The sequence below is a fragment of the Nocardia bhagyanarayanae genome (genome assembly GCF_006716565.1).
GTDB lineage: Bacteria > Actinomycetota > Actinomycetes > Mycobacteriales > Mycobacteriaceae > Nocardia > Nocardia bhagyanarayanae.
Genome location: NZ_VFPG01000001.1, coordinates 4063763 through 4082796, shown reverse-complemented (window position 1 = coordinate 4082796; position 19034 = coordinate 4063763). Strand labels below are relative to the sequence as shown.

Below are 19034 nucleotides of genomic sequence, written 5' to 3'. Positions count from 1 at the left end.
TGCCGTTCATGCCACTGCCTCCTGCGCGCCGACCAGCAGCCGGAACAGCACCGCCATGCGCAGGTGCACGCCGTTGGTGACCTGCTGCAGGATCGCGGCCTTCGGCGAATCGGCCACGGCCGAGGCGATTTCCATGCCGCGCAGCATCGGACCGGGGTGCATGACGACCGCGTGTTCCGCGAGCAGCGCGAGCCTGCGCTCGGACAGCCCGTAGTTCACCGAGTACTCGCGCGCCGAGGGGAAGAACCCGCCGTTCATGCGCTCGGCTTGGACGCGGAGCATGAGCACCGCGTCGGCGCCGGGCAGTTCGGCGTCCAGGTGGTGCGAGACACGGGCCGGCCAGGCTTCGACGCCGACCGGCAGCAGCGTGCGCGGCGCGACGAGTACGACCTCGGCGCCGAGGGTGTGCAGCAGGAAGACGTTGGAGCGCGCCACCCGGCTGTGCAGGATGTCGCCGACGATCACGACCCGCTTGCCCTCGATGTCGCCGAGCCGCTGGCGCAGCGTCAGCGCGTCGAGCAGCGCCTGGGTCGGGTGTTCGTGCATGCCGTCGCCCGCGTTGACGATCGCGGGACCGGACGACCGGCCCTCCGCACGCGCCCAGCCGTCCATCCAGTGCGCGATCTGGTGCGCGGCGCCGGAGGCGGGATGCCGCACGATCAGCGCGTCCGCGCCCGCGGCGTGCAGGGTCAGCGCCGTGTCGCGCAGCGATTCGCCCTTGGACACCGACGAGCTGCTCGCGCTGACGTTGATCACGTCGGCGCTCATCCACTTCCCGGCGACCTCGAAGGACACCCGGGTGCGGGTCGAGTTCTCGTAGAACACCGTCATCACGGTGCGGCCGCGCAGGGTCGGCAGCTTGTGCACCTCGCGACCGAGCAGCGCCTGCTCGAAGCGCTCGGCCTCGTCGAGCAGCTCGGACGCCGCGGCGCGGTCCAGATCGGTGACGCTCAGCAGGTGTCTCACGCCTCGGCCTCCTGGTGCAGATAGACGCCGTCGCGACCGTCGTGTTCGGTGAGCAGCACGGAGATGTCCTCCGCCCGCGAGGTGGGCACGTTCTTGCCGACGAAGTCGGCGCGGATCGGCAGTTCCCGGTGGCCGCGGTCGATCAGCACGGCCAGTTGCACCGAGCGCGGTCTGCCCAGGTCACGCAGCCCGTCCAGGGCCGAGCGCACGGTGCGGCCGGAGAAGAGCACGTCGTCGACGAGCACCACGAGCGCGTCCTCGATGCCGCCCTCGGGCACCGAGGTGCGCTCCAGCGGGCGGTGCGGACGGCTGCGCAGGTCGTCGCGGTACAGGGTGATGTCGAGTGAGCCGAGGGCCGGGCGGACGCCGGAGAATTCCTCGATCTTGTCGGTCAGCCGCGCGGCCAGGGTGGTGCCGCGGGTCGGGATGCCGATCAGCACCACGCGCGGCGAACCGGCCTCGTCGGAGTCGAGCGCGGTCTTCTCGATGATCTGGTGCGCGATGCGCGCGATGGTCCGGCCGACATCGGAAGCCGACAACAGCTCCCGCCCCGTCGCCACCCATTCAGGTGTGTGCCGCTGAGAATGCGTCGTCTCGGCAGCGCCGGACTTGGCGGCCCGATCTCCGGGCACGGCCATGCCGACCTCCTTCCCCGCCTCACCGGACGGTCCGTTAAAGGATGTCTTACGGCTAGCAGCGTAACAGCGCCTCCGACCCCGCTTTCACCAGGCGTATCGGCCTGTGAGCTGCCCCACGAAACCGCTGTGAGCGGGGTCTCGGCGGTCGCCGTCACATGACAGCGGTGGTGTACAGGATGGGATTGAGCTCAGGCGACCCCGGCCCGTCGGGGCCTCGTTCGCACGCTCGAGGCGAGCTGCCCGTCATAGAACGTCCGCTCGTGCCGAGTCGAGAGCGTTCGAACGGGCAACCGACAGCATCGGGGTGAACATTCGTTCGCGAGACGCGAGCTGCAGGCGATCCGGAACCTAGTGCGTCTGATTCGCGGCTGTCGATTCCTGGAAGTCGACGAGTGCTTCTCCGTGCGCCTGCGCCCACTCCGTCAGCATCGCGATCGGCTCCTGGAGCGTCCGGCCGAGCGGGGTCAGGCTGTATTCCACCCGTGGGGGCACTTCGGCGTACCGCTGTCGATCGATGAGGCCGTTGCTCTGCAGGCGGCGGAGAGTCTGGGTCAGCACCTTCCGGGAGATCCCGCCGGACAGAGCGACAAGTTCACTGTGCCGCTTGGGGCCGTCTCGGAGCGCGTACAGGGTGACTACCGACCACTTGTTCGCGATGACCTCGATTGCTGTGCGTGCGGGGCAGTCGGACATGAACATGATTCCGGGAGGGGGACTCACGGTCCAAAGGTTACCAAAGGGTACCTATCGGATTCCTAGCGTTGCCATCATGAACATCGCAGCCCTGATCCTGTCCGTCCTACTCGCCGTGGCGATGCTCCACTCCGGAGTGATGAAGTTCGTCCGCCCAGCGTGGCTACGCCGATTCGCGGAAGCGGTCCACCTCACCTCTTCCCAGCTCACCGCGCTCGGGAGCCTGCAGATCGCCGCGACGATCGGTCTCGTCTGGGGCATCTGGTTCCCACCCTTCGCCATCGCCGCCGCGATCGGGCTGGTGCTCTACTTCGGCGGCGCGATCGTCGCCCACATCCGCGGCGGAGACCGGAACCTCAGAGGAGCCGCGCTTTTTCTCGCGTTCTCGATCGCGACGTCGGTCGTGCTCGTTCTCGATGTTCTCCTCGCCTGAGCCCGTGTTTCCACCTCGGCGGCCGGCTGAAGTCGCGCAGACGCGCTCCACGGGAAGCGACAGAGCCATGTGCTCGCGAATCTTTCCGGGAACCAAAGGCATGGAGCTTCCGATGACGTAAGGCAACCGAGTAGCACGTATGTTCGAATTGGAGTAGGGTCAGGCGGGTGACCGCTTGGCTGCAGGGTTCGCTGTTCGACGGGTCCGGGGATGTCTGCCTCGGCTCCCTCGACAACACGCACCGCACGCCGCTCTCGGACGGCGCGTGGGTCGATCTGCGGCCCGGGTGGCTGACCGGTGCGGACACCCTGTTCGACCGGCTGGCGCGGGAAGTCCCGTGGCAGGCCGAGCGCAGGCCGATGTACGACCGGGTCGTGGACGTCCCCCGGCTGCTGCACTTCTACGACGAGAACGCGACGCTGCCGGATCCGATTCTCGACGAGGCGCGCGACGCGCTCAGCCGCCACTACGCGACCGAACTCGGCGAGCCGTTCCGGACAGCGGGCCTGTGCTACTACCGCGACGGCCGCGACAGCGTCGCCTGGCACGGCGACACCTTCGGCCGCGGCGCGAAACACGACACCATGGTGGCGATCCTGTCCATCGGCGCCCCGCGCGCCCTGATGCTGCGGCCGCGGCGCGGCGGCGCGAGCATCCGGTATCAGGTGGGGCACGGCGACCTGCTGGTGATGGGCGGTTCCTGCCAGCGGACTTGGGAGCACGCGGTGCCCAAGACTCGCAAGCCGGTCGGTCCGCGGATCAGCATTCAGTTCCGCCCGCGCAACGTGCGCTGACGAACCTTTTTCGCTCGTCACCGTGGCGTCGACAGGAGCATTGGCCGACCATGATGGAGCTCCCCCGAGAGGCGCGTTCGCGAGGGCTCCGTGCGCTAGCCGCGAGTGCCGGTAGAGACACCGAGATCACGTGCTGGGATCCATATAAACCATTGGCGTCGAATCGGATTCGCGGCATCGACAAGTCGAGCACGCATCCGGCAAATCGACTCGGAGCCGATTTTTGGAATCCGGTAGGTGAACAAGTGTCGCAGGGCACAGCGCGCGGCCGAAATGCCCGATAGATTGGCGTTATGCGTAACCCTGGGGCGGGAGTCTTGGCCGTGATGCCGCTGCACACGATCAGCGAGGTCTATGGCGAGGCGGGGCTGCGCGAACGGCTGCTGCTGGAAATCGCGGAACTACCCGACGGCGAGCGGCTGACCCAGGCGCTGGACCTGGCCACCGAACTGCACCGCGACGACCGCTACGGCCGCGAACCGTATCTGAATCACCTTCTGCGCGTGGCGATCCGGATCGTCAGCCACTACGAGGTCCGGGACAGCGACGTGGTGGCGGCGGGCCTGCTGCACGATGCCGTGGAGGACCACCCCGCCGAGCTCGCGGGGGTCCGCGACGGATCCCCCACCGACGCCGCGCTCACCGAACTGTCCGAACGCTTCGGCCGCCGGGTCGCCGACCTCGTCGCGGCAGTCACCAACCCGGAGCCCGATCCGGACCGCGACCGTCACGAGCAGTACCGCGATCACGTCGCGACGACCTTGGATCGCGCGCCCTGGGCGCGGGTCGTCAAGCTCTCGGACTTCACCGACAACGGCGTCGGCATCCTCTACGCCGAGAAGCCGATCATGCGCAAGCTCGCTGTGAAATACCGCCCGCTCACCGACGTCTACCGCGACCTGGTGAGCAGGCCGGACACGCCGCTCGCGGATCACGTCAAACAGCACATCCTCGGTCAGCTCGACCGCGCCGACGAACGCTTCGAAGCCATCCTCTCGCGAGGTTGACCGGCGGCCGCTCGGACTTCACGTTTCCGACGCGGGCGCTCGCAGCACCGACGCGACGAGATCGTGCACCGCGGCCCGCAGGCGATCCGCCTCACCCGCGCGCACCATCCGGGACGCCAGCTCGCCGCCCAACGGTGCGAGCAGCAGCGCGCCGACCACTTCCGCGTCCAGATCCGGACGCGCCCCGCGCAGCATCGCGGTGATGTGCGCGGCCCAGAAGGCATGGAACTCTTCACGTCTGGGATGCGGCGGAACCGCGTTGTAGGCGACGACGAGTTCGATGTTGTCGATCACCAGGTCGGTCATCGCCGCGAAGTAGGCCAGCAGACGCTCGGCGGCGGGCGCGCCCGGTCCCAACGGCGGCGGTCCGCTGGAGACGGCCTCCATCAGGGCGACGGCTGGCTCGGCGACCAGCTCGTGCAGCAGCCCGGCCCGGCTGCCGAAGCGGTGGAAGATCGTCCCCTTGCCCACGCCCGCCGCGGCGGCGACCCGCTCCATGGTGACGCCCTCGGCGCCGTGCTCGGCGAGCAATGCCCTGGTCGCGTCCAGAATGGCGCGCCGGTTGCGTGCGGCGTCGGCCCGTTCTCGCGTGCGCCCGTCGGACATGCCACCGCCTTCGTTCGTTGACAAAGTTGACCGACGGTCCATATCGTGGCGAGATATCTGGACCGACAGTCAACTTATGGAGTTCTCGATGCGGGCAATCGTAATGACAGGTGTGGGCGGGCCCGAGGTGCTGGTTCCGTCCGAGACGCCGCGGCCGACGGCGGGCGCGGGCGAGCTGGTCGTCCGGGCGGAGGCCGTTCCGGTGCTGTATCCGGAGGCCGCGATCCGCGCGGGCACCTTCCCCCCGCCCGCCGAACCGCCGTTCGTGTTCGGTTTCCAGGCGGCGGGCACGGTCGTGGAAACCGGACCGGACGTCGACCCTGGTTTCGTCGGGTGTCGAGTCGCAGTGGCCACCAATGGTTCCGGCGCCTATGCCGAATACGTCGTCGCGCCCGCCGCGCCCGCGACGCCCATTCCCGACGGCGTGGACACCGCCATCGCCGCAGCGGTCCTGATGAGCGGTTCCGTCGCGACAGCCCTGTTCGACACGGCCGCGCCCACCGGGGACGAGACCGTGCTGGTCGAGGCGGCCGCGACCGGTGTCGGCGCATATCTCACCCAATACGCGGCCCGCCGGGGTGCGCGCGTCATCGCCACGGCGGGTGGCCCGGCCAAAGCCGCGCAGGCGCGCAAGCTGGGCGCCGCCGAGGTGATCGACCACAACGACCCGGCGTGGACGGACCGCCTCCGCGACGTGCTCGGTGCGGTGACGCTGGATGTCGTCTTCGACTCGATCGGCGGGCCCGCGACACCGGCGCTGCTCGACCTCATGACGCCGGTGCGCGGCCGCATGCTGGCCTACGGATTCCTCTCCGGCGGTCCCGCGCCGATCACCGCGACCGACCTGATCAACCGCGGGCTGACATTGATCGGCTGCGCCGGCCCCGCCTGGCTCGGCAAAGTGGCGAGTCATCGCGCGCAGGTCCTCTACGAGGTCGCGGCCGGAACGCTCGAGCCACTGCTCGACACGACGATGCCCCTCGATCAGGCCGCACACGCGCACGAACTGATCGAGCGGCGCGCCGCGTTCGGCACGATCGTCCTGCTCCCGAACCACACCTGATCCGGCATCGACGACGGCTATGTTGGCTTGATGGGGAGCGCGATAGACACGCAGGCGGCGGCGGTCAACCAGTTGACCGCGCGGTGGGCGGCCGGCGCGGGCGAGAAGGACTTCGTCGTCTCGGGGGCCGGCGTCTGGCCGCTGCTCGCCCTGCTCGCGGCCGCGGCGGACGGCCCGGCTCGCGCGGAACTGGAAGCCGCGATCGGGCTGCCCGCCGAGCGAGCCCAGGGCGCCGCGCTGGAGGTGCTGCGGATCATGGCCGAGGCCGAGGATCTCTCCGCCGTGCTCGGCGCGTGGTTCGCCGAAGGGCTTGCGCTGCACCCCGCATGGATCGACAGCCTGCCGCCGGACACCATCGGACGACTGACGAGTCAAGATGCCTTGGACTCCTGGGCCGCACGCGGAACGGACGGCTTGATCGACCGGTTCCCGCTGCGGGTCGAACCCGACACCATGCTGGTGCTGGCCACCGCCTTGGTCGCCAGAACCGAATGGCGCGAGCAGTTCGTCGACGCCGTGCTTCGTCCCGAAACCGGGCCGTGGCGCGGCATGACCGGGCGCGGGCTGACGCGCACCACCGGAGACTTGTCCCAGGTCGCCCTCCTCGACGGCCCGGACCTCGTGACCCGCGTGGTCGTAACCGGAACTCGCGATCTCGACGTCCACCTGCTGCTCGGCGCGGAGCCCGTCGGCACCGAGTCGCCCGGCGTGAGCCCATCGGGCATGGCGCGCGGTGCGGAACCAACCGCTGCAAAGTCGCCGGGCACAAACTCACCGGACACGGCGCTCGGCGTGCAGCCAACGGCCACGACGGCACGAGGCATGAGTTCGCCGGGCGCCGTGCTCACCTCCGGTCTCGCCGCCCTCACCGGGCAGGTGCCCATCCGCGATCACCTGCCGCCCGGAACGACCGGACCTGGTCTACGCGTGTCCCAGCACCGCGCTCCCCGCCCCGGTGACCGTCTCGATATCCGCATGCCGCCCTTCGAGATTCGCTCGTCGCACGATCTGTGCGCGACGCCCGAACTCTTCGGCCTCACCGCCGCCATGCGGACGGACCGAAACCACTTTCCCTCGATCTCGCCGGAGCCGCTGGCGCTCGCGCAGGGCGGGCAGGACGTGCTGGCGCGTTTCACCCGCGAGGGGTTCGAAGCCGCCGCGGTCACCAGCATCGGGGCGGTGGCGGTGAGCATGCCGCTCTCGGCCGAGCACCTGATCACGCAGGTCGAGGTCGTCTTCGACCGGCCGTTCGGCTTCCTCGCCGTCCACCGCGCGACCGGACTGGCGGTGGTGGCGGGCTGGGTCGCCGAACTGCCGACTCGGACCGGCGGCTCGGACGATCTCTTCGGCTGACCGACCGTCGACCGTCAGTGCCCGCGCCGCGCGAAATCCGGTGCGTGCTCGGGCAATACGCCCCGGGCGATCAGAAACGGCGGAACGCTTCGGACCACCGGGACGCGCCGCAGCACCCGGACGGGCCACGGCGCGTTGTCCGATCGGGTGAGATCCACCTGTCCGCTCAGCGCGGGCCGGATGACAGCGGCGTGCAGCAGCCGCTGGATACCCTGCGTGACAGCGGTCGGGAACCAGCGCCGCCGCTGCACCTTGGCCAGCTCCGCGACGCCGACCCGTCCCGAAAGCAGCGAGGGGGCAAGAATTCTCGCCGCCGCCACCGCGTCCTGCACGGCGAGGTTGATGCCGACGCCACCGGCCGGGGACATGGCGTGCGCGGCGTCGCCGAGGCAGAGCAGCCCGTCGGTGTACCAGCGTTCGAGGCGGTCGAGCTGCACGTCGAGCAGCTTGACCTCGTCCCAGTCGCGCAGCGTGTCGACCCGGTCGGCCAACCACGGTGCGGCCGCGGCCATTTCGCGCATGATCCCACCGACCGGTCCGCGCCTGGCCGCGGCGTCGCTGCCCTTGGCGATGAGCGTGGCGCACTGCCAGTAGTCACCGCGATCGAGCATGACGGCGGCGCGTCGCGCGGTGACGATCGGGATCGCGCCCGCGGGATCGATCCCCGTGCGCGGCAGGCGAAACCACCACACGTCCATCGGCGTCGCCCACCGGCGCGACCGCAGCCCGGCGGAAGCCCGCAGCACCGAACCGCGCCCATCACAGGCGACGGTGAGCGCGGCCTCGATCGCACCGGTGCCACCGTCGGCCGTCCGGTACTTCACCCCCGCGACCCGCCCTTCGGCGAGGATCAGACCGGTGGCCTCGGTGTTCATGCGCAGCCGGAACGTCGGCTCGCGATCGGCGGTGCGGGCCAGCAGATCGAGCAGATCCCACTGCGGCACCATGGCGATGTATTTGTGTTTGCCTGGAATGTTTTTCAGCGACGCCAAGGTTTGCAGCGAGCCACCGACAGGGAGCAGGATCGACTCCACTCGCCGCGCGGGCAGTTTCGCGAACTCCTCGCCGAGGCCGAGTTCGTCGAGCAGGTCGAGGGTCGTGGGATGCACGGTGTCACCGCGGAAGTCACGCAGGAAGTCGCCGTGCTTCTCCAACACGGTGACCTCGACGCCCGCGCGGGCCAGCAGCAGGCCGAGCACCATGCCCGCGGGCCCACCGCCCGCCACCAGACAGGTCGTACGTTCCATCGACGGTCTCCCCTCGCACGGCGATCAACCCTCGGCGACTAGTCCGATGGTAGGCCGGGCGGCGGCTCACCGACGCAGGACGAAGAAGTACGGCTCGGTCATGCCGCGCAAATCCATCACGCCGAACAGCGTGTGCGCGTCGACGCGCCGGAAGTGGTCGATGATCGGCAGGTGGTCGTAGACCATCGCCGCGCCCACCTCGCCCCGGTATTCGATGTCGCGTAGCCGCGCGGTGTACTTGCGGGTGCGCAGCGCGGGACCGAGCACCGGCAGTATCGAGCGCAGCATCCGCACGCCGGACAGCGGCACCTTGCCCGCCAAGCTCAGCGGCACCCGGCGGGGATCGACGGGGAACACCGCCCCCGCGGCGTCGGCGAACAGCAGCGGATGCACGGAGTCGGGGCCGTCGAATTGCTTGCCGTACCAGCCCGAAGCGACGAGCATCCCGTCGAACGGATGCCCGGTGTCGAGCTCCTCGCCGCGCCAACGTCCGGTCGTCACCTCGGCGACCCGCACGCCGGGCAGCCGGTCGAACAACGCCCATGCCCGCTCGGCGGTGCACCCCCCGGTCTGCAATGCGGCCAGTTCGGCGGTTCCTGTCACGGGCGTCTCGGCGACCATTCCACACTCCTCGTTGCGACGTTGCGAGAAGAAGTCTAATGATCTCTCATCCCTGCGACCGGGCGGCCTCGGAGCCGCGCCAACTGTTCCGAATCCCGGCGCATTCCGATCGGCCGGACACTGAGGCGGAGTGATTCCGCGTCGGGGGCCGCGCGCTGTCCGCCGCACTCGAGACGAGTGTGCCCGCCGACTACGAATATGCAAGGCTCAGAACATGTCTCAGCCAGGTTCCGATCCCTTGGAATCGTCCGGCCCGCCGTCGGCTCGGCGCAGTTCGATGTCGCCCGAGCGACGGCAGGAGCTACGGCGGCGAATGGCTCTTCGGAAGAATCGCATGCGAGTGGTCGGGCCGCTGGGGGTCGCGCTGCTCGTCGGCGTGTTCGCCTTGATGGCGGGAGGGCTGATTCTCGGGGTGATCGTTGCTGTCCGCGACTCCGAACCCGATCCATTCCAAGCCGGTGCATGCGGCTTCGTGACCGACCAGCCCGGTTCCGGAAACGATCCCTGGACAGTGCGCCCGTGCACCGATCCCGCTGCCGCACTCGTTGTCGTGCGGGCGCCCTCCGTCGACAAATGTCCAGAGGCCACCATCACGAGAACTCTGCCCAGTCGGCAAGCGTCGTCCAAACGCGTCTGCCTGCAGATGAACGCCGTCGTCGGCGACTGTTTCACTGGGATCGATCAGTGGCTCTCCGGGGAAGAGATCAGCAAGGTCCCCTGCACCACTCCCGGTGCTTTCCAAGTGAATACGGTCAGTGACGCGGTCGATGCCCGCGTCTGCGCACCGCAGGAACGACTGCACCGGGAGACCGACGAGATCGTCTACCAGAACCCGGGTAAGAGCATCTGCCTGCACCGAGTCGGCACCTGAGCACGGAACGCCGCAGCAGCATACTGATTCGAGGCGTGTGCGGCTGCGCCGCGCGGTTCACGCCGAGACCGATGCCCGACGAGCGCGTTCGACCATGAAGCGCGCCACACGGCGTTGACCTCGAGCGCACTCGAGGTATGAGGATCACTGACGTGCCCGACGCCGGAGCTCCGGTGGACATCGGCGGCGGGCGCCACCCCCGACCCGGGACACCGCAGACGTCCCGGTGGGCTCCCGCCGGGCCCAGTACACCCACCGGCGGGAGCCGGATCGGGCGGTGTGGGTCAGGCGGAGACGGTGATCTCCCACTCGTACACGGTCAGTTCCGAGGCGCCGGTGGTGTGCACCGGGTCGGCGAAGGCGATCTCGCGCGCGGCCGCGAGGTTCTCGGCGCGAATCACGTAGGCGCCGCCGGTGCCGTCGGTGAAGCGGCCGCTCTCCACGAGCCGGCCCCGCTCCACCAACCCGTTCAGGAACTCCTTGTGCGGCTCGATGACCGCCGGGTCGAAGCGCGGCGTGCGCATCACCATGACCAGGTACTTGTTCACGCCTCGGGCTCCTGGCGCGGGGCACGGGTCGCGGCCGCCGCGGCGCGCACCTGCGGTGCGACCAGCACGACCTGACCGAGCACGCCGTTGATGAACGACGGCGAGTCGTCGGTCGAGAGTTCCTTCGCCAGCTCCACGGCCTCGTCGACGGCCACCACCGGCGGAACGTCGTTGGCGTGGAAGAGCTCCCACACGGCGATGCGCAGAATGGCGCGGTCCACCGCGGGCAGCCGGGACAGTGTCCAGTCCTGGAGGTAGGACTCGATGGTGCCGTCCACTCGGTCCAGGTCGTCGGCGACGCCTTCGACCAGGGTCCGGGTGTAGGCGTGCACGGGGGCGACGGTCTGGTCCTTCGCGGCCAGGTCGACGCGCTCGTCGAGCAGGTCGGCGGCATCGACGTCGCGAGCCTCCGCCTCGAACAGCAGGTCCACGGCACGGCGCCGGGCCTTGTGCCGGGCGCCCAGCTTCTTGAACGTGGATTTCTTGTCTGCGGGCTGTTCCGCCACGGTCACATCATCCCTGTCGTTCTGTGTCAGGGCGGCAGGAGCGCCCGCCACGGTGGGCCTGCCACCGGGTCGCGCGCTCCCGTCGCGAGCGACCGGTGATCAGGCGTTGACGCGGCCGAGGTAGCTGCCGTCGCGCGAGTCGATGCGCAGCTTGTCGCCGGTGTTGATGAACAGCGGCACCTGCACCTCGGCGCCGGTCTCCAGGGTGGCGGGCTTGGTGCCGCCGGTGGAGCGGTCGCCTTGCAGGCCGATGTCGGTGTGCTGGACAACGAGCTCGATGGAGACGGGAAGCTCGACGAACAGCGGCGCGCCCTCGTGCACGGCCACCTGGACGGCCATGTTCTCCAGCAGGAACCGGGCGCCGTCGCCGATGGTGGCCTCGGCGATCGAGATCTGGTCGAAGGTCTCGCCGTCCATGAAGATGTAGTCGGAGCCGTCGTGGTACAGGTAGGTCATGTCGCGACGGTCGACGGTCGCGGTCTCCACCTTGACACCCGCGTTGAAGGTCTTGTCGACGACCTTGCCGGACACGACGTTCTTCAGCTTGGTCCGCACGAAGGCGGGGCCCTTACCCGGCTTGACGTGCTGGAATTCGACGATCTGCTGGAGCTGACCGTCGATCTTCAGCACGAGGCCGTTCTTGAAGTCGCTGGTGTCCGCCACTGTCTTCGGATCTCCTGTTCTCAGGTAACCGGCGTCATTCGACGACGGTCAGGTCTTTGCTGGTGTGGGTGAGCAGCTCCGGGCCCCCTTCGCGCACCACGAGCGTGTCCTCGATTCGGACGCCGCCGCGGCCGGGAAAGTACACACCTGGTTCGACGGTCACCGCCACGCCGGATAGAAGTGTACCGGTTCCGTTTTTCATGATTCCCGGCGCTTCGTGGATGCGCAGGCCGACGCCGTGCCCGAGACCGTGCACGAACAACTTGCCGTGGCCCGCCGCCTCGATCACCGAGCGCGCCGCCGCGTCCACCTCGCCCGCCTGGGCGCCCGGTCGCAGCGCCTTGCGCCCGGCCCGCTGCGACTCCACGACCAATGAGTAGACCTCGCGCTGCCAGTCGGTCGGGCGGCCGAGCACGAACGTGCGGGTCATGTCGGAGTGGTAACCGCCGACGACCGCGCCGAAATCGATCTTCACGAAGTCGCCGGGGGCCAGCACGGCGTCGGTCGGGCGGTGGTGCGGTATCGCGGAATTGGCGCCCGCGGCCACGATGGTCTCGAAGGCGATGGCCTCGGCCCCGTGCTCGTACATGGCCCATTCGAGGTCTCGGGCGACCTGCCGCTCCGTGCGCCCCGGCCGCAGACCGCCGCGTTCGAGCAGCGTCGCCAGCCCGGCGTCGCCCGCGGCGCACGCCTTGCGCAGTTGTTCGACCTCGTAGGCGTCCTTGACCATGCGCAACTGCTCGACCAGGCCGGGCGTGGCCACCAGTTCCAGCCCGGTCTTCTGCTCGACGAAGCCATGGTGCTGGTCGACGGTCACCACGTGACTCTCGAAACCGAGCCGGCCGAGCTGCCACTCCCCCGCCAGCTCCACGATCCGCCGCGCGGTGGCGCGGGCGATCTCGGCGCGCAGGTCGGGCGCCTGCTCGACGACCTGGCTGCGGTAGCGGCCGTCGGTCCCGATCACGGTGCGTTCCTCGTCGTTGCGCATGTCCCAGGAATGCACGAGCAGCGTGGCGTTGGAGCCGGTGAAGCCGGTCAGGTACCTGATGTTCACCAGGTCGGTGACCAGCAGCGCGTCGACCTCGTTCTCCACCAGCAGACTGCGCAGTGCGCCCCGGCGCGCCGCGTAGTCGGGCCCACGGCCCGCGTGATCAGCAGACATGGGTCAAAGCTACCGCCGACACGCGGTGGTGCGGCAGTCCAACACCCGAACCGTCACCTGCGGCGGACGGACGTAGCGCGGATGAGCGGGACGAATCGGGCGCTGATCTCTAGTGGGACCGGCCGCGGGTTCGTCGGTCACCCGGGAGACCAGCGGAATCTTTGCCACATTTCCGCCCGTTTCGGAATCCCAGGGATTCCGATCCATCGGCTGTTCACATGTGCTGCGGTTATGCACATTTCGCATCGAGCGCTTCGAAACGAGCCGGGAATCAACAAGGGTGGATCGCATGGCCTATTTCGCATTCGCCGCGCTCACGGGATGGTGTGCGGCCCTGAGTCTTTTCGATCTTCGGCAGCGCAGGCTGCCCAACGCGCTCACCGCATGGGGCGCGCTTGCCGTCTTCGGATACGCCCTGTTCACAACACAATTCACAGCCGCGGCGGTCGGGGCGGCGCTGCTCGCGGCGCCCTACGCGGTGGTGCACCTCGCCGCGCCCGCGTGCCTCGGCGCGGGCGACGCGAAGCTCGCGGTCGGGCTCGGCGCCGCCGCGGCGCTCGGCGGTGCACAGGCGTGGGTGTGGGCCGCGCTCGCCGCGCCGGTGTTCACGGCGTGCGTCGGGTTGGCGATGCTGGTTCACCAACGGATCGCGGCGGACGCTCGGGCGCGGCCGAACACGGTGGCACACGGCCCCTCGATGTGCCTGGCGACAGTTTTCGCCCTGGCGGTGCCGAGCGGGTGAGGCCTCGACGACGCGGTTGTCCCAGCGCAACCCGGAACCGCCCGGACGCACACATCTCGGCGAACAGACCCGTCCCAGCGGATGCCCTGGCGGACGCCCGACCGCCAAAGGCGCACGACCAGCCACGGAAGACGCTCGACTGGCCACCGAACGCGCTCGACCGGCCACCGAACGCGCTCGACCGGCCACCGATGACACACGACCAGCCACCGAACGGCTCGACCGGCCACCAAAGACACACGACCAGCCACCGAACGCGCTCGACCGCCCCTCGAAGGCGCACGACCGCTTACGAATAGCGGGGATTGTTGCGAACAACGCAGATTGTTCCGGTGCGAGTGGCGGGCGCGAAAGGTCGGGTGCGTCTGGCGGGCGAATAGCGATAGCCAGTAAGAGGCTGCGATAGCAGGGAAGAGAACTGGGCCGCGGGTCGCGGCCGCGACGTGCCAGTGATCACGGCGGACCGGATGCGGGTCGGACCGCCCCGACATGGAAGGATGGACAGCGTGCTGCGCTGGATAACTGCCGGAGAATCCCATGGTCCCGCCCTCGTCGCCATCCTGGACGGGATGGTCGCGGGTGTCGAAGTGACGTCCGAGGAGATCTCCGCTCAGCTCGCGCGCCGCAGGCTCGGCTACGGGCGCGGCGCCCGGATGAAGTTCGAGGCCGACAAGGTGACCATGGTCGGCGGCGTGCGCCACGGCCGCACCATGGGCGGTCCGGTCGCCATCGAGGTCGCCAATTCCGAGTGGCCGAAGTGGACGACCGTCATGTCCGCCGATCCCGTCGATCCGGCCGAGCTGGCCGATCTGGCCCGCAACGCCCCGCTGACCCGGCCCCGCCCCGGGCACGCCGACTACTCGGGCATGCTCAAGTACGGCTTCGACGACGCGCGCAACGTGCTGGAACGCGCCAGCGCCCGAGAGACGGCCGCACGCGTCGCGGCGGGGACCGTGGCGCGCAACTTCCTGCGTCAGGCCCTCGGCGTCGAGGTCGTCTCGCACGTGATCTCGATCGGCACCGCCGCCAACACCACCGGCGTGATTCCCACCGCCGCGGATCTGGACGCCGTCGACGCCAGCCCGGTGCGCGCGTTCGACGCCGACGCCGAGGCGGCGATGATCGCCGAGATCGAGGCGGCGAAGAAGGACGGCGACACCCTCGGCGGCGTCGTCGAGGTGGTCGTGGAGGGACTTCCGGTCGGCCTCGGCTCGTTCGTCAGCGGCGAGAACCGCCTCGACTCCCGGCTGGCGGCCGCGCTCATGGGCATCCAGGCCATCAAGGGCGTCGAGGTCGGCGATGGTTTCGAGACCGCGCGCAGGCGCGGCAGCCAGGCCCACGACGAGATGCGGCCCGGCCCGGACGGCGTGCTGCGCTCCACCAACCGCGCGGGCGGACTCGAAGGCGGCATGACCAATGGCGAGCCGCTGCGGGTGCGCGCGGCGATGAAGCCGATCTCCACCGTGCCCCGCGCCCTGTCCACCGTCGACATGAGTACCGGCGAGGAGGCCGTCGCCATCCACCAGCGCTCCGACGTGTGCGCCGTGCCCGCCGCGGGCGTCGTCGCCGAGTCGATGGTGGCGCTGGTCGTCGCGCAGGCCGCGCTGGAGAAGTTCGGCGGCGATTCGCTGAACGAGACCGTCGAGAACATCACCAGCTACGTCAAGCGGATCGGCACCCGCCCGCACGTCCCGGCGGACAGTCGGCCGCAATGATCGTGCAGACCGACCCGCGCGCACCGCGCGTGGTGCTGGTCGGACCGCCGGGGGCGGGGAAATCGACGATCGGCCGCAAGCTCGCCAAGGAACTCGGCGTCGACCTGTACGACACCGACGCGGGCATCGAGCGTGAGACCGGCCGCACCATCCCCGAGATCTTCGCCGCCGACGGGGAACCGGAGTTCCGCCGGATCGAGGAGCGAGTGGTGCGGCGCGCCATCCTCGCCGAGCGCGGCGTGGTCTCGCTCGGCGGCGGCGCGGTGCTGTCCAAGGACACGAGGGCGCTGCTGCGCAACCGGACCGTGGTGTACCTGGAGATCAGCGTGGCCGAGGGTCTGCGGCGCACCGGGGCGAGCAATCAGCGCCCGCTGCTCAACGGTGACGATCCCGGCGCCAAGTACCGCGAGCTGATGCGCAAGCGCCGCCCGCTGTACCGGGAGGTCGCCACGGTGCGGGTGCGCACCGACGGGCGCAGCCCCGGCCGGGTGGTGCGAATGATCCTGGACAAACTGGGCTTGGAACCTGCCGCGCCCAGCGCCGACCCCGAACCCGAAGTCACCGCGACCGGCGGCGGTACCGGCCTGAAGCCGGAAGGTCAGGGCAGCAGCCGCTCCCGTGCCCGTCGCCGGGCCAGGGCTCGCGCCGCGGCCCGTCGCGCGGCGGCCAAGAACGGCGTCGCCGCGGCCGACCAGACCGCCGCGGCGATCAGGGACAACTGCGGCTCCGCGGCCAAGCAGACCGACGCTGCGACCAAGGACACCGGCACCGCGGCCATGAACAATAGCTCCGCGGGCAAGACCAGCACCGCCGAGAACACCGCCGCGGCCGAAGTGAAGAACAGCACGGGCGTGGACAACCGCGGCAGGGCGAACGACACGTCAGCGGCCGACAAGGAAAACGGCTCCGCCGCAAGGAAACTCAGCGGCACCACCGGACGGGTCGACGCTGCGACCAAGCGCTCCCATATCGGAGACTCCGGCGTGGCAGCCGAAGACTCATCCGCGGCCGCACGCGCCGACCACTCGACCACCGACGCCGTAACCGAAGGGCGCGGCGCGACCGGCGACCGCGGTACTCAGAGCGGCAGTGCCGGACGGGCATCCGACGCCTCGAACGCGGGAAGTACACCCGAGGGCACGGCTTCGGGCAGACGCCGTCGCCCACGCCGCAGGCGCCCGTCGGCCCGCACGTCCTCCGGCGAGCCGAGCCGCACCGAGTTCACCGCACCGGCGGCGGAACCCCAGGCCAGGTCCTGGCTCCCCCGGCTCATCGCCTCCGGCGCACGACCCGAGGACACCGGCGCGACGCCCACCTCGGGACGCGCCCGTCGCCCCAGGGCATGCCGCCCTGCGGGCGCACCGAACCCTGCCGGATCGCATGTCTCCGGGGTTCCCGTTGTGGGGCAAGCCGATTCGACGACTCCGGCACCGAAGAACGCGGAACCCGCGACGCCTCCGGCCGCCGGCGGCAACCAGAGTGCCCGCTCCCGGGCGCTTCGCCGCGCCGGGTCCGGCGCACCCGCCGACCCCACCGCCCGCACCGCGGCGGCAGAATCGGCAACGAAGACCAGTTCCAGCGGCCGCGCCCGGCGCGCCCGCGCTCGCCGCGCCCGCGCGCGAGCACTCGAGCAATCGGCACGAACAGAATCGGAGCAGCAGTGACAGAGCCGAGTCGTATCCAGGTACGCACCGCCGACCCGTATCCGGTGATCATCGGCCGCGGCTTGCTCGGCGAACTCGTCGAGTCGGTCACGGGTGCGACCAAGGGCGTACGCACGGTCGCGATCTTCCACCAGCCGCCGCTGGCCGAGACAGCCGAGGTGGTGCGCAAGGCGCTGGCCGAGACCGGTCTGGACGCGCACCGCATCGAGATTCCGGACGCGGAGGCGGGCAAGGACCTCGCCGTCGCCGGTTTCTGCTGGGAGGTGCTCGGCCGCATCGGCCTGACCCGCAACGACGTCGTGGTCAGCCTGGGCGGCGGCGCGGCCACCGACCTGGCCGGTTTCGTCGCGGCCACCTGGATGCGCGGCGTCCAGGTCGTGCACGTGCCGACCACCCTGCTCGCCATGGTGGACGCGGCGGTCGGCGGCAAGACCGGCATCAACACCGAGGCGGGCAAGAACCTGGTCGGCTCCTTCCACGAGCCGTCGGCCGTGCTGGTCGACCTGGTGACGCTGGAGACCGTGCCGCGCAACGAGATCGTCGCGGGCATGGCCGAGATCATCAAGGCCGGTTTCATCGCCGACCCGGTCATCCTGGACCTGGTGGAGCGCGATCCGGAAGCGGCGCTCGATCCCACCGGTGACGTGCTGCCCGAACTCGTGGCCCGCGCCATCCAGGTCAAGGCCGACGTGGTCGCCGCCGACCTCAAGGAATCCAGCCTGCGCGAGATCCTCAACTACGGCCACACACTGGGCCACGCGATCGAGCGCAGGGAGCGCTACCGCTGGCGGCACGGCGCCGCGGTCTCCGTCGGCCTGGTGTTCGCCGCCGAGCTAGGCCGCCTCGCCGGTCGACTCGACGACGCCACCGCCGACCGCCACCGCGCCATCCTGTCCAGCGTCGGCCTGCCGACCAGCTACGACGCGGACGCGCTTCCGCAGCTGCTCGACGCCATGCAGACCGACAAGAAGACCCGCTCGGGCGTGCTGCGCTTCGTCGTCCTCGACGGCCTGGCCAAGCCCGGCCGCCTGGAGGGCCCGGATCCCAGCCTGCTCGCCGCGGCGTACTCCGCCATCGCCCGGGAGCAGAGCCCCAGCGGCGGCGCGATCTTGCTGTAGCGGAAACGCCGGCGCCTCGACCGGATTTCGGCCGGGGCGCTGTTCGCTGTCGTCACCGACCACAGAAGTATCGACGAACCAAACAGCGCCGCACCCCTCCCGGGTGCGGCGCTGTTTCGCGTTCGGTGGTCAGGCGCCCGCGGCGGCGGGCTTGGTGAGCGACGGCGTGCCCTTGTCGGACCGCCGTCCCGCGAGCATCCGGCCGATGCCGACGCCGACCAGGCCGGGGATGAAGATCAGCAGGATGATGAACGACGCGCCTGCCGTGAGTTCGAACAGCAGACCGTTGTCGCCGAGGTCGAAGCGCGGCAGGAAGTCCAGCAGCCAGGAAACCGCGCCGCTGCCGAGCCCGCCTGCCACGGCCGCCTTCAGCCACCGGATGGTCAGATCCGAGCCGCGTTCCGGGTCCGGATGCGCCACGCGGTCCTTGTGCCCGTCCAGCACGCCCCAACCCACGATGGCGACCAGCAGCACGAGCAGGCACAGCATCCGCATCCACGCGCCCTGCGTCGGCCACTGCACCATCGCGAACCCGAGCACGGTGCGCAGCGCCACGACCAGCGCACCGAGCAGAACGGCTCGCACTACCCAAGCAATCATGCAGAACACCTTAACGCGCTGGCC

20 protein-coding genes and 1 pseudogene are annotated in these 19034 nt (G+C 70.0%); 10 read left to right on the top strand and 11 right to left on the bottom strand.

What is annotated here, in order from left to right:
• Positions 1 to 6: 6 nt before the first annotated feature.
• The 3 genes from FB390_RS17450 to FB390_RS17440 all read right to left on the bottom strand — a co-directional run bounded on the left by FB390_RS17450 (position 7) and on the right by FB390_RS17440 (position 2324).
• Positions 7 to 966: an aspartate carbamoyltransferase catalytic subunit gene (locus FB390_RS17450; RefSeq protein WP_141809881.1), complete on the bottom strand. Its 960-nt coding sequence runs from the start codon at positions 964 to 966 to the stop codon at positions 7 to 9.
• Entirely contained in the window at positions 963 to 1604 is a 642-nt protein-coding gene (gene pyrR / locus FB390_RS17445) for a bifunctional pyr operon transcriptional regulator/uracil phosphoribosyltransferase PyrR (protein ID WP_246124073.1), read from the bottom strand. Before pyrR ends, FB390_RS17450 begins: the two co-directional genes overlap by 4 nt.
• 348 nt (positions 1605 to 1952) lie before the next feature.
• A complete protein-coding gene (locus FB390_RS17440; protein WP_246124072.1) occupies positions 1953 to 2324 on the bottom strand; it encodes a winged helix-turn-helix transcriptional regulator in 372 nt (123 codons plus the stop codon).
• Positions 2325 to 2373: 49 nt separating this feature from the next.
• Here FB390_RS17440 and FB390_RS17435 point away from each other — a divergent pair, with 49 nt between their 5' ends.
• The 3 genes from FB390_RS17435 to FB390_RS17425 all read left to right on the top strand — a co-directional run bounded on the left by FB390_RS17435 (position 2374) and on the right by FB390_RS17425 (position 4531).
• Entirely contained in the window at positions 2374 to 2730 is a 357-nt protein-coding gene (locus FB390_RS17435; RefSeq protein WP_185757068.1) for a DoxX family protein, read from the top strand.
• A gap of 167 nt (positions 2731 to 2897) precedes the next feature.
• The gene (locus FB390_RS17430) at positions 2898 to 3524 is read left to right on the top strand and encodes an alpha-ketoglutarate-dependent dioxygenase AlkB (protein ID WP_141809878.1); all 627 of its coding nucleotides are present in this window, start codon (positions 2898 to 2900) and stop codon (positions 3522 to 3524) included.
• A gap of 293 nt (positions 3525 to 3817) precedes the next feature.
• Complete coding sequence (locus FB390_RS17425; protein ID WP_141809877.1) at positions 3818 to 4531, top strand: HD domain-containing protein; 714 nt, start codon at positions 3818 to 3820, stop codon at positions 4529 to 4531.
• Between the two features lie 18 nt (positions 4532 to 4549).
• Here the strand turns inward: FB390_RS17425 and FB390_RS17420 are convergent, their stop codons facing one another.
• Positions 4550 to 5137: a TetR/AcrR family transcriptional regulator gene (locus FB390_RS17420; protein WP_141809876.1), complete on the bottom strand. Its 588-nt coding sequence runs from the start codon at positions 5135 to 5137 to the stop codon at positions 4550 to 4552.
• An 88-nt stretch (positions 5138 to 5225) separates the two neighbouring features.
• On the opposite strand from FB390_RS17420, the gene FB390_RS17415 reads away from it, so the two are divergent.
• Together FB390_RS17415 and FB390_RS17410 are read left to right on the top strand one after the other, a co-directional pair.
• Complete coding sequence (locus FB390_RS17415; RefSeq protein ID WP_246124071.1) at positions 5226 to 6200, top strand: quinone oxidoreductase family protein; 975 nt, start codon at positions 5226 to 5228, stop codon at positions 6198 to 6200.
• A gap of 30 nt (positions 6201 to 6230) precedes the next feature.
• Positions 6231 to 7553, top strand: coding sequence for a serpin family protein (locus tag FB390_RS17410; RefSeq protein ID WP_141809875.1), 1323 nt, complete (start codon positions 6231 to 6233; stop codon positions 7551 to 7553).
• Positions 7554 to 7567: 14 nt separating this feature from the next.
• Here the strand turns inward: FB390_RS17410 and FB390_RS17405 are convergent, their stop codons facing one another.
• Together FB390_RS17405 and FB390_RS17400 are read right to left on the bottom strand one after the other, a co-directional pair.
• Positions 7568 to 8800, bottom strand: coding sequence for an FAD-dependent oxidoreductase (locus FB390_RS17405; protein WP_141809874.1), 1233 nt, complete (start codon positions 8798 to 8800; stop codon positions 7568 to 7570).
• A gap of 66 nt (positions 8801 to 8866) precedes the next feature.
• Positions 8867 to 9421, bottom strand: a complete 555-nt coding sequence (locus tag FB390_RS17400; RefSeq protein ID WP_141809873.1) for a DUF4334 domain-containing protein — start codon at positions 9419 to 9421, stop codon at positions 8867 to 8869.
• Between the two features lie 313 nt (positions 9422 to 9734).
• On the opposite strand from FB390_RS17400, the gene FB390_RS17395 reads away from it, so the two are divergent.
• Positions 9735 to 10292 (top strand): hypothetical protein, encoded by a 558-nt coding sequence (locus tag FB390_RS17395; protein WP_141809872.1) that lies wholly within the window; start codon positions 9735 to 9737, stop codon positions 10290 to 10292.
• A gap of 284 nt (positions 10293 to 10576) precedes the next feature.
• Here FB390_RS17395 and FB390_RS17390 read toward each other — a convergent pair whose 3' ends face one another.
• The 4 genes from FB390_RS17390 to FB390_RS17375 all read right to left on the bottom strand — a co-directional run bounded on the left by FB390_RS17390 (position 10577) and on the right by FB390_RS17375 (position 13171).
• Positions 10577 to 10840, bottom strand: a complete 264-nt coding sequence (locus tag FB390_RS17390; protein ID WP_141809871.1) for a YciI family protein — start codon at positions 10838 to 10840, stop codon at positions 10577 to 10579.
• Positions 10837 to 11346 (bottom strand): transcription antitermination factor NusB, encoded by a 510-nt coding sequence (gene nusB / locus FB390_RS17385; RefSeq protein WP_067780255.1) that lies wholly within the window; start codon positions 11344 to 11346, stop codon positions 10837 to 10839. Before nusB ends, FB390_RS17390 begins: the two co-directional genes overlap by 4 nt.
• Before the next feature lie 99 nt (positions 11347 to 11445).
• Positions 11446 to 12009, bottom strand: a complete 564-nt coding sequence (efp, locus tag FB390_RS17380; protein ID WP_141809870.1) for an elongation factor P — start codon at positions 12007 to 12009, stop codon at positions 11446 to 11448.
• Between the two features lie 34 nt (positions 12010 to 12043).
• The gene (locus FB390_RS17375) at positions 12044 to 13171 is read right to left on the bottom strand and encodes a M24 family metallopeptidase (RefSeq protein ID WP_141809869.1); all 1128 of its coding nucleotides are present in this window, start codon (positions 13169 to 13171) and stop codon (positions 12044 to 12046) included.
• 289 nt (positions 13172 to 13460) lie between these two features.
• Between FB390_RS17375 and FB390_RS17370 the strand changes: the two genes are divergently transcribed.
• From FB390_RS17370 to aroB, 4 genes and pseudogenes are all read left to right on the top strand, one after another.
• Positions 13461 to 13913 carry a prepilin peptidase gene (locus FB390_RS17370; RefSeq protein WP_141809868.1) on the top strand — a complete coding sequence of 151 codons (453 nt, stop codon included), beginning with the start codon at positions 13461 to 13463 and terminating at the stop codon, positions 13911 to 13913.
• Positions 13914 to 14410: 497 nt separating this feature from the next.
• Entirely contained in the window at positions 14411 to 15628 is a 1218-nt protein-coding gene (aroC, locus tag FB390_RS17365; protein WP_185757067.1) for a chorismate synthase, read from the top strand.
• A pseudogene (locus FB390_RS17360) lies at positions 15625 to 16143 on the top strand (shikimate kinase); the annotation flags it as partial. The gene aroC and the pseudogene FB390_RS17360, both read left to right, overlap by 4 nt.
• 1145 nt (positions 16144 to 17288) lie before the next feature.
• Complete coding sequence (gene aroB / locus FB390_RS17350) at positions 17289 to 18410, top strand: 3-dehydroquinate synthase (RefSeq protein WP_141809866.1); 1122 nt, start codon at positions 17289 to 17291, stop codon at positions 18408 to 18410.
• Positions 18411 to 18539: 129 nt separating this feature from the next.
• Here the strand turns inward: aroB and FB390_RS17345 are convergent, their stop codons facing one another.
• Positions 18540 to 19010 (bottom strand): B-4DMT family transporter, encoded by a 471-nt coding sequence (locus tag FB390_RS17345; protein ID WP_185757066.1) that lies wholly within the window; start codon positions 19008 to 19010, stop codon positions 18540 to 18542.
• Between the last annotated feature and the right edge of the window lie 24 nt (positions 19011 to 19034).

Bases quoted from the DNA above. Each gene is read 5' to 3' on its own strand.
- FB390_RS17395 (WP_141809872.1), top strand. From the start codon at position 9,735: ATGGCTCTTCGGAAGAATCGCATGCGAGTGGTCGGGCCGCTGGGGGTC.
- aroC (WP_185757067.1), top strand. From the start codon at position 14,411: ATGGACAGCGTGCTGCGCTGGATAACTGCCGGAGAATCCCATGGTCCC.
- FB390_RS17410 (WP_141809875.1), top strand. From the start codon at position 6,231: ATGGGGAGCGCGATAGACACGCAGGCGGCGGCGGTCAACCAGTTGACC.
- FB390_RS17375 (WP_141809869.1), bottom strand. From the start codon at position 13,171: ATGTCTGCTGATCACGCGGGCCGTGGGCCCGACTACGCGGCGCGCCGG.
- FB390_RS17425 (WP_141809877.1), top strand. From the start codon at position 3,818: ATGCGTAACCCTGGGGCGGGAGTCTTGGCCGTGATGCCGCTGCACACG.
- FB390_RS17415 (WP_246124071.1), top strand. From the start codon at position 5,226: ATGCGGGCAATCGTAATGACAGGTGTGGGCGGGCCCGAGGTGCTGGTT.
- FB390_RS17405 (WP_141809874.1), bottom strand. From the start codon at position 8,800: ATGGAACGTACGACCTGTCTGGTGGCGGGCGGTGGGCCCGCGGGCATG.
- FB390_RS17400 (WP_141809873.1), bottom strand. From the start codon at position 9,421: ATGGTCGCCGAGACGCCCGTGACAGGAACCGCCGAACTGGCCGCATTG.
- pyrR (WP_246124073.1), bottom strand. From the start codon at position 1,604: ATGGCCGTGCCCGGAGATCGGGCCGCCAAGTCCGGCGCTGCCGAGACG.
- FB390_RS17345 (WP_185757066.1), bottom strand. From the start codon at position 19,010: ATGATTGCTTGGGTAGTGCGAGCCGTTCTGCTCGGTGCGCTGGTCGTG.
- FB390_RS17435 (WP_185757068.1), top strand. From the start codon at position 2,374: ATGAACATCGCAGCCCTGATCCTGTCCGTCCTACTCGCCGTGGCGATG.
- FB390_RS17370 (WP_141809868.1), top strand. From the start codon at position 13,461: ATGGCCTATTTCGCATTCGCCGCGCTCACGGGATGGTGTGCGGCCCTG.
- FB390_RS17420 (WP_141809876.1), bottom strand. From the start codon at position 5,137: ATGTCCGACGGGCGCACGCGAGAACGGGCCGACGCCGCACGCAACCGG.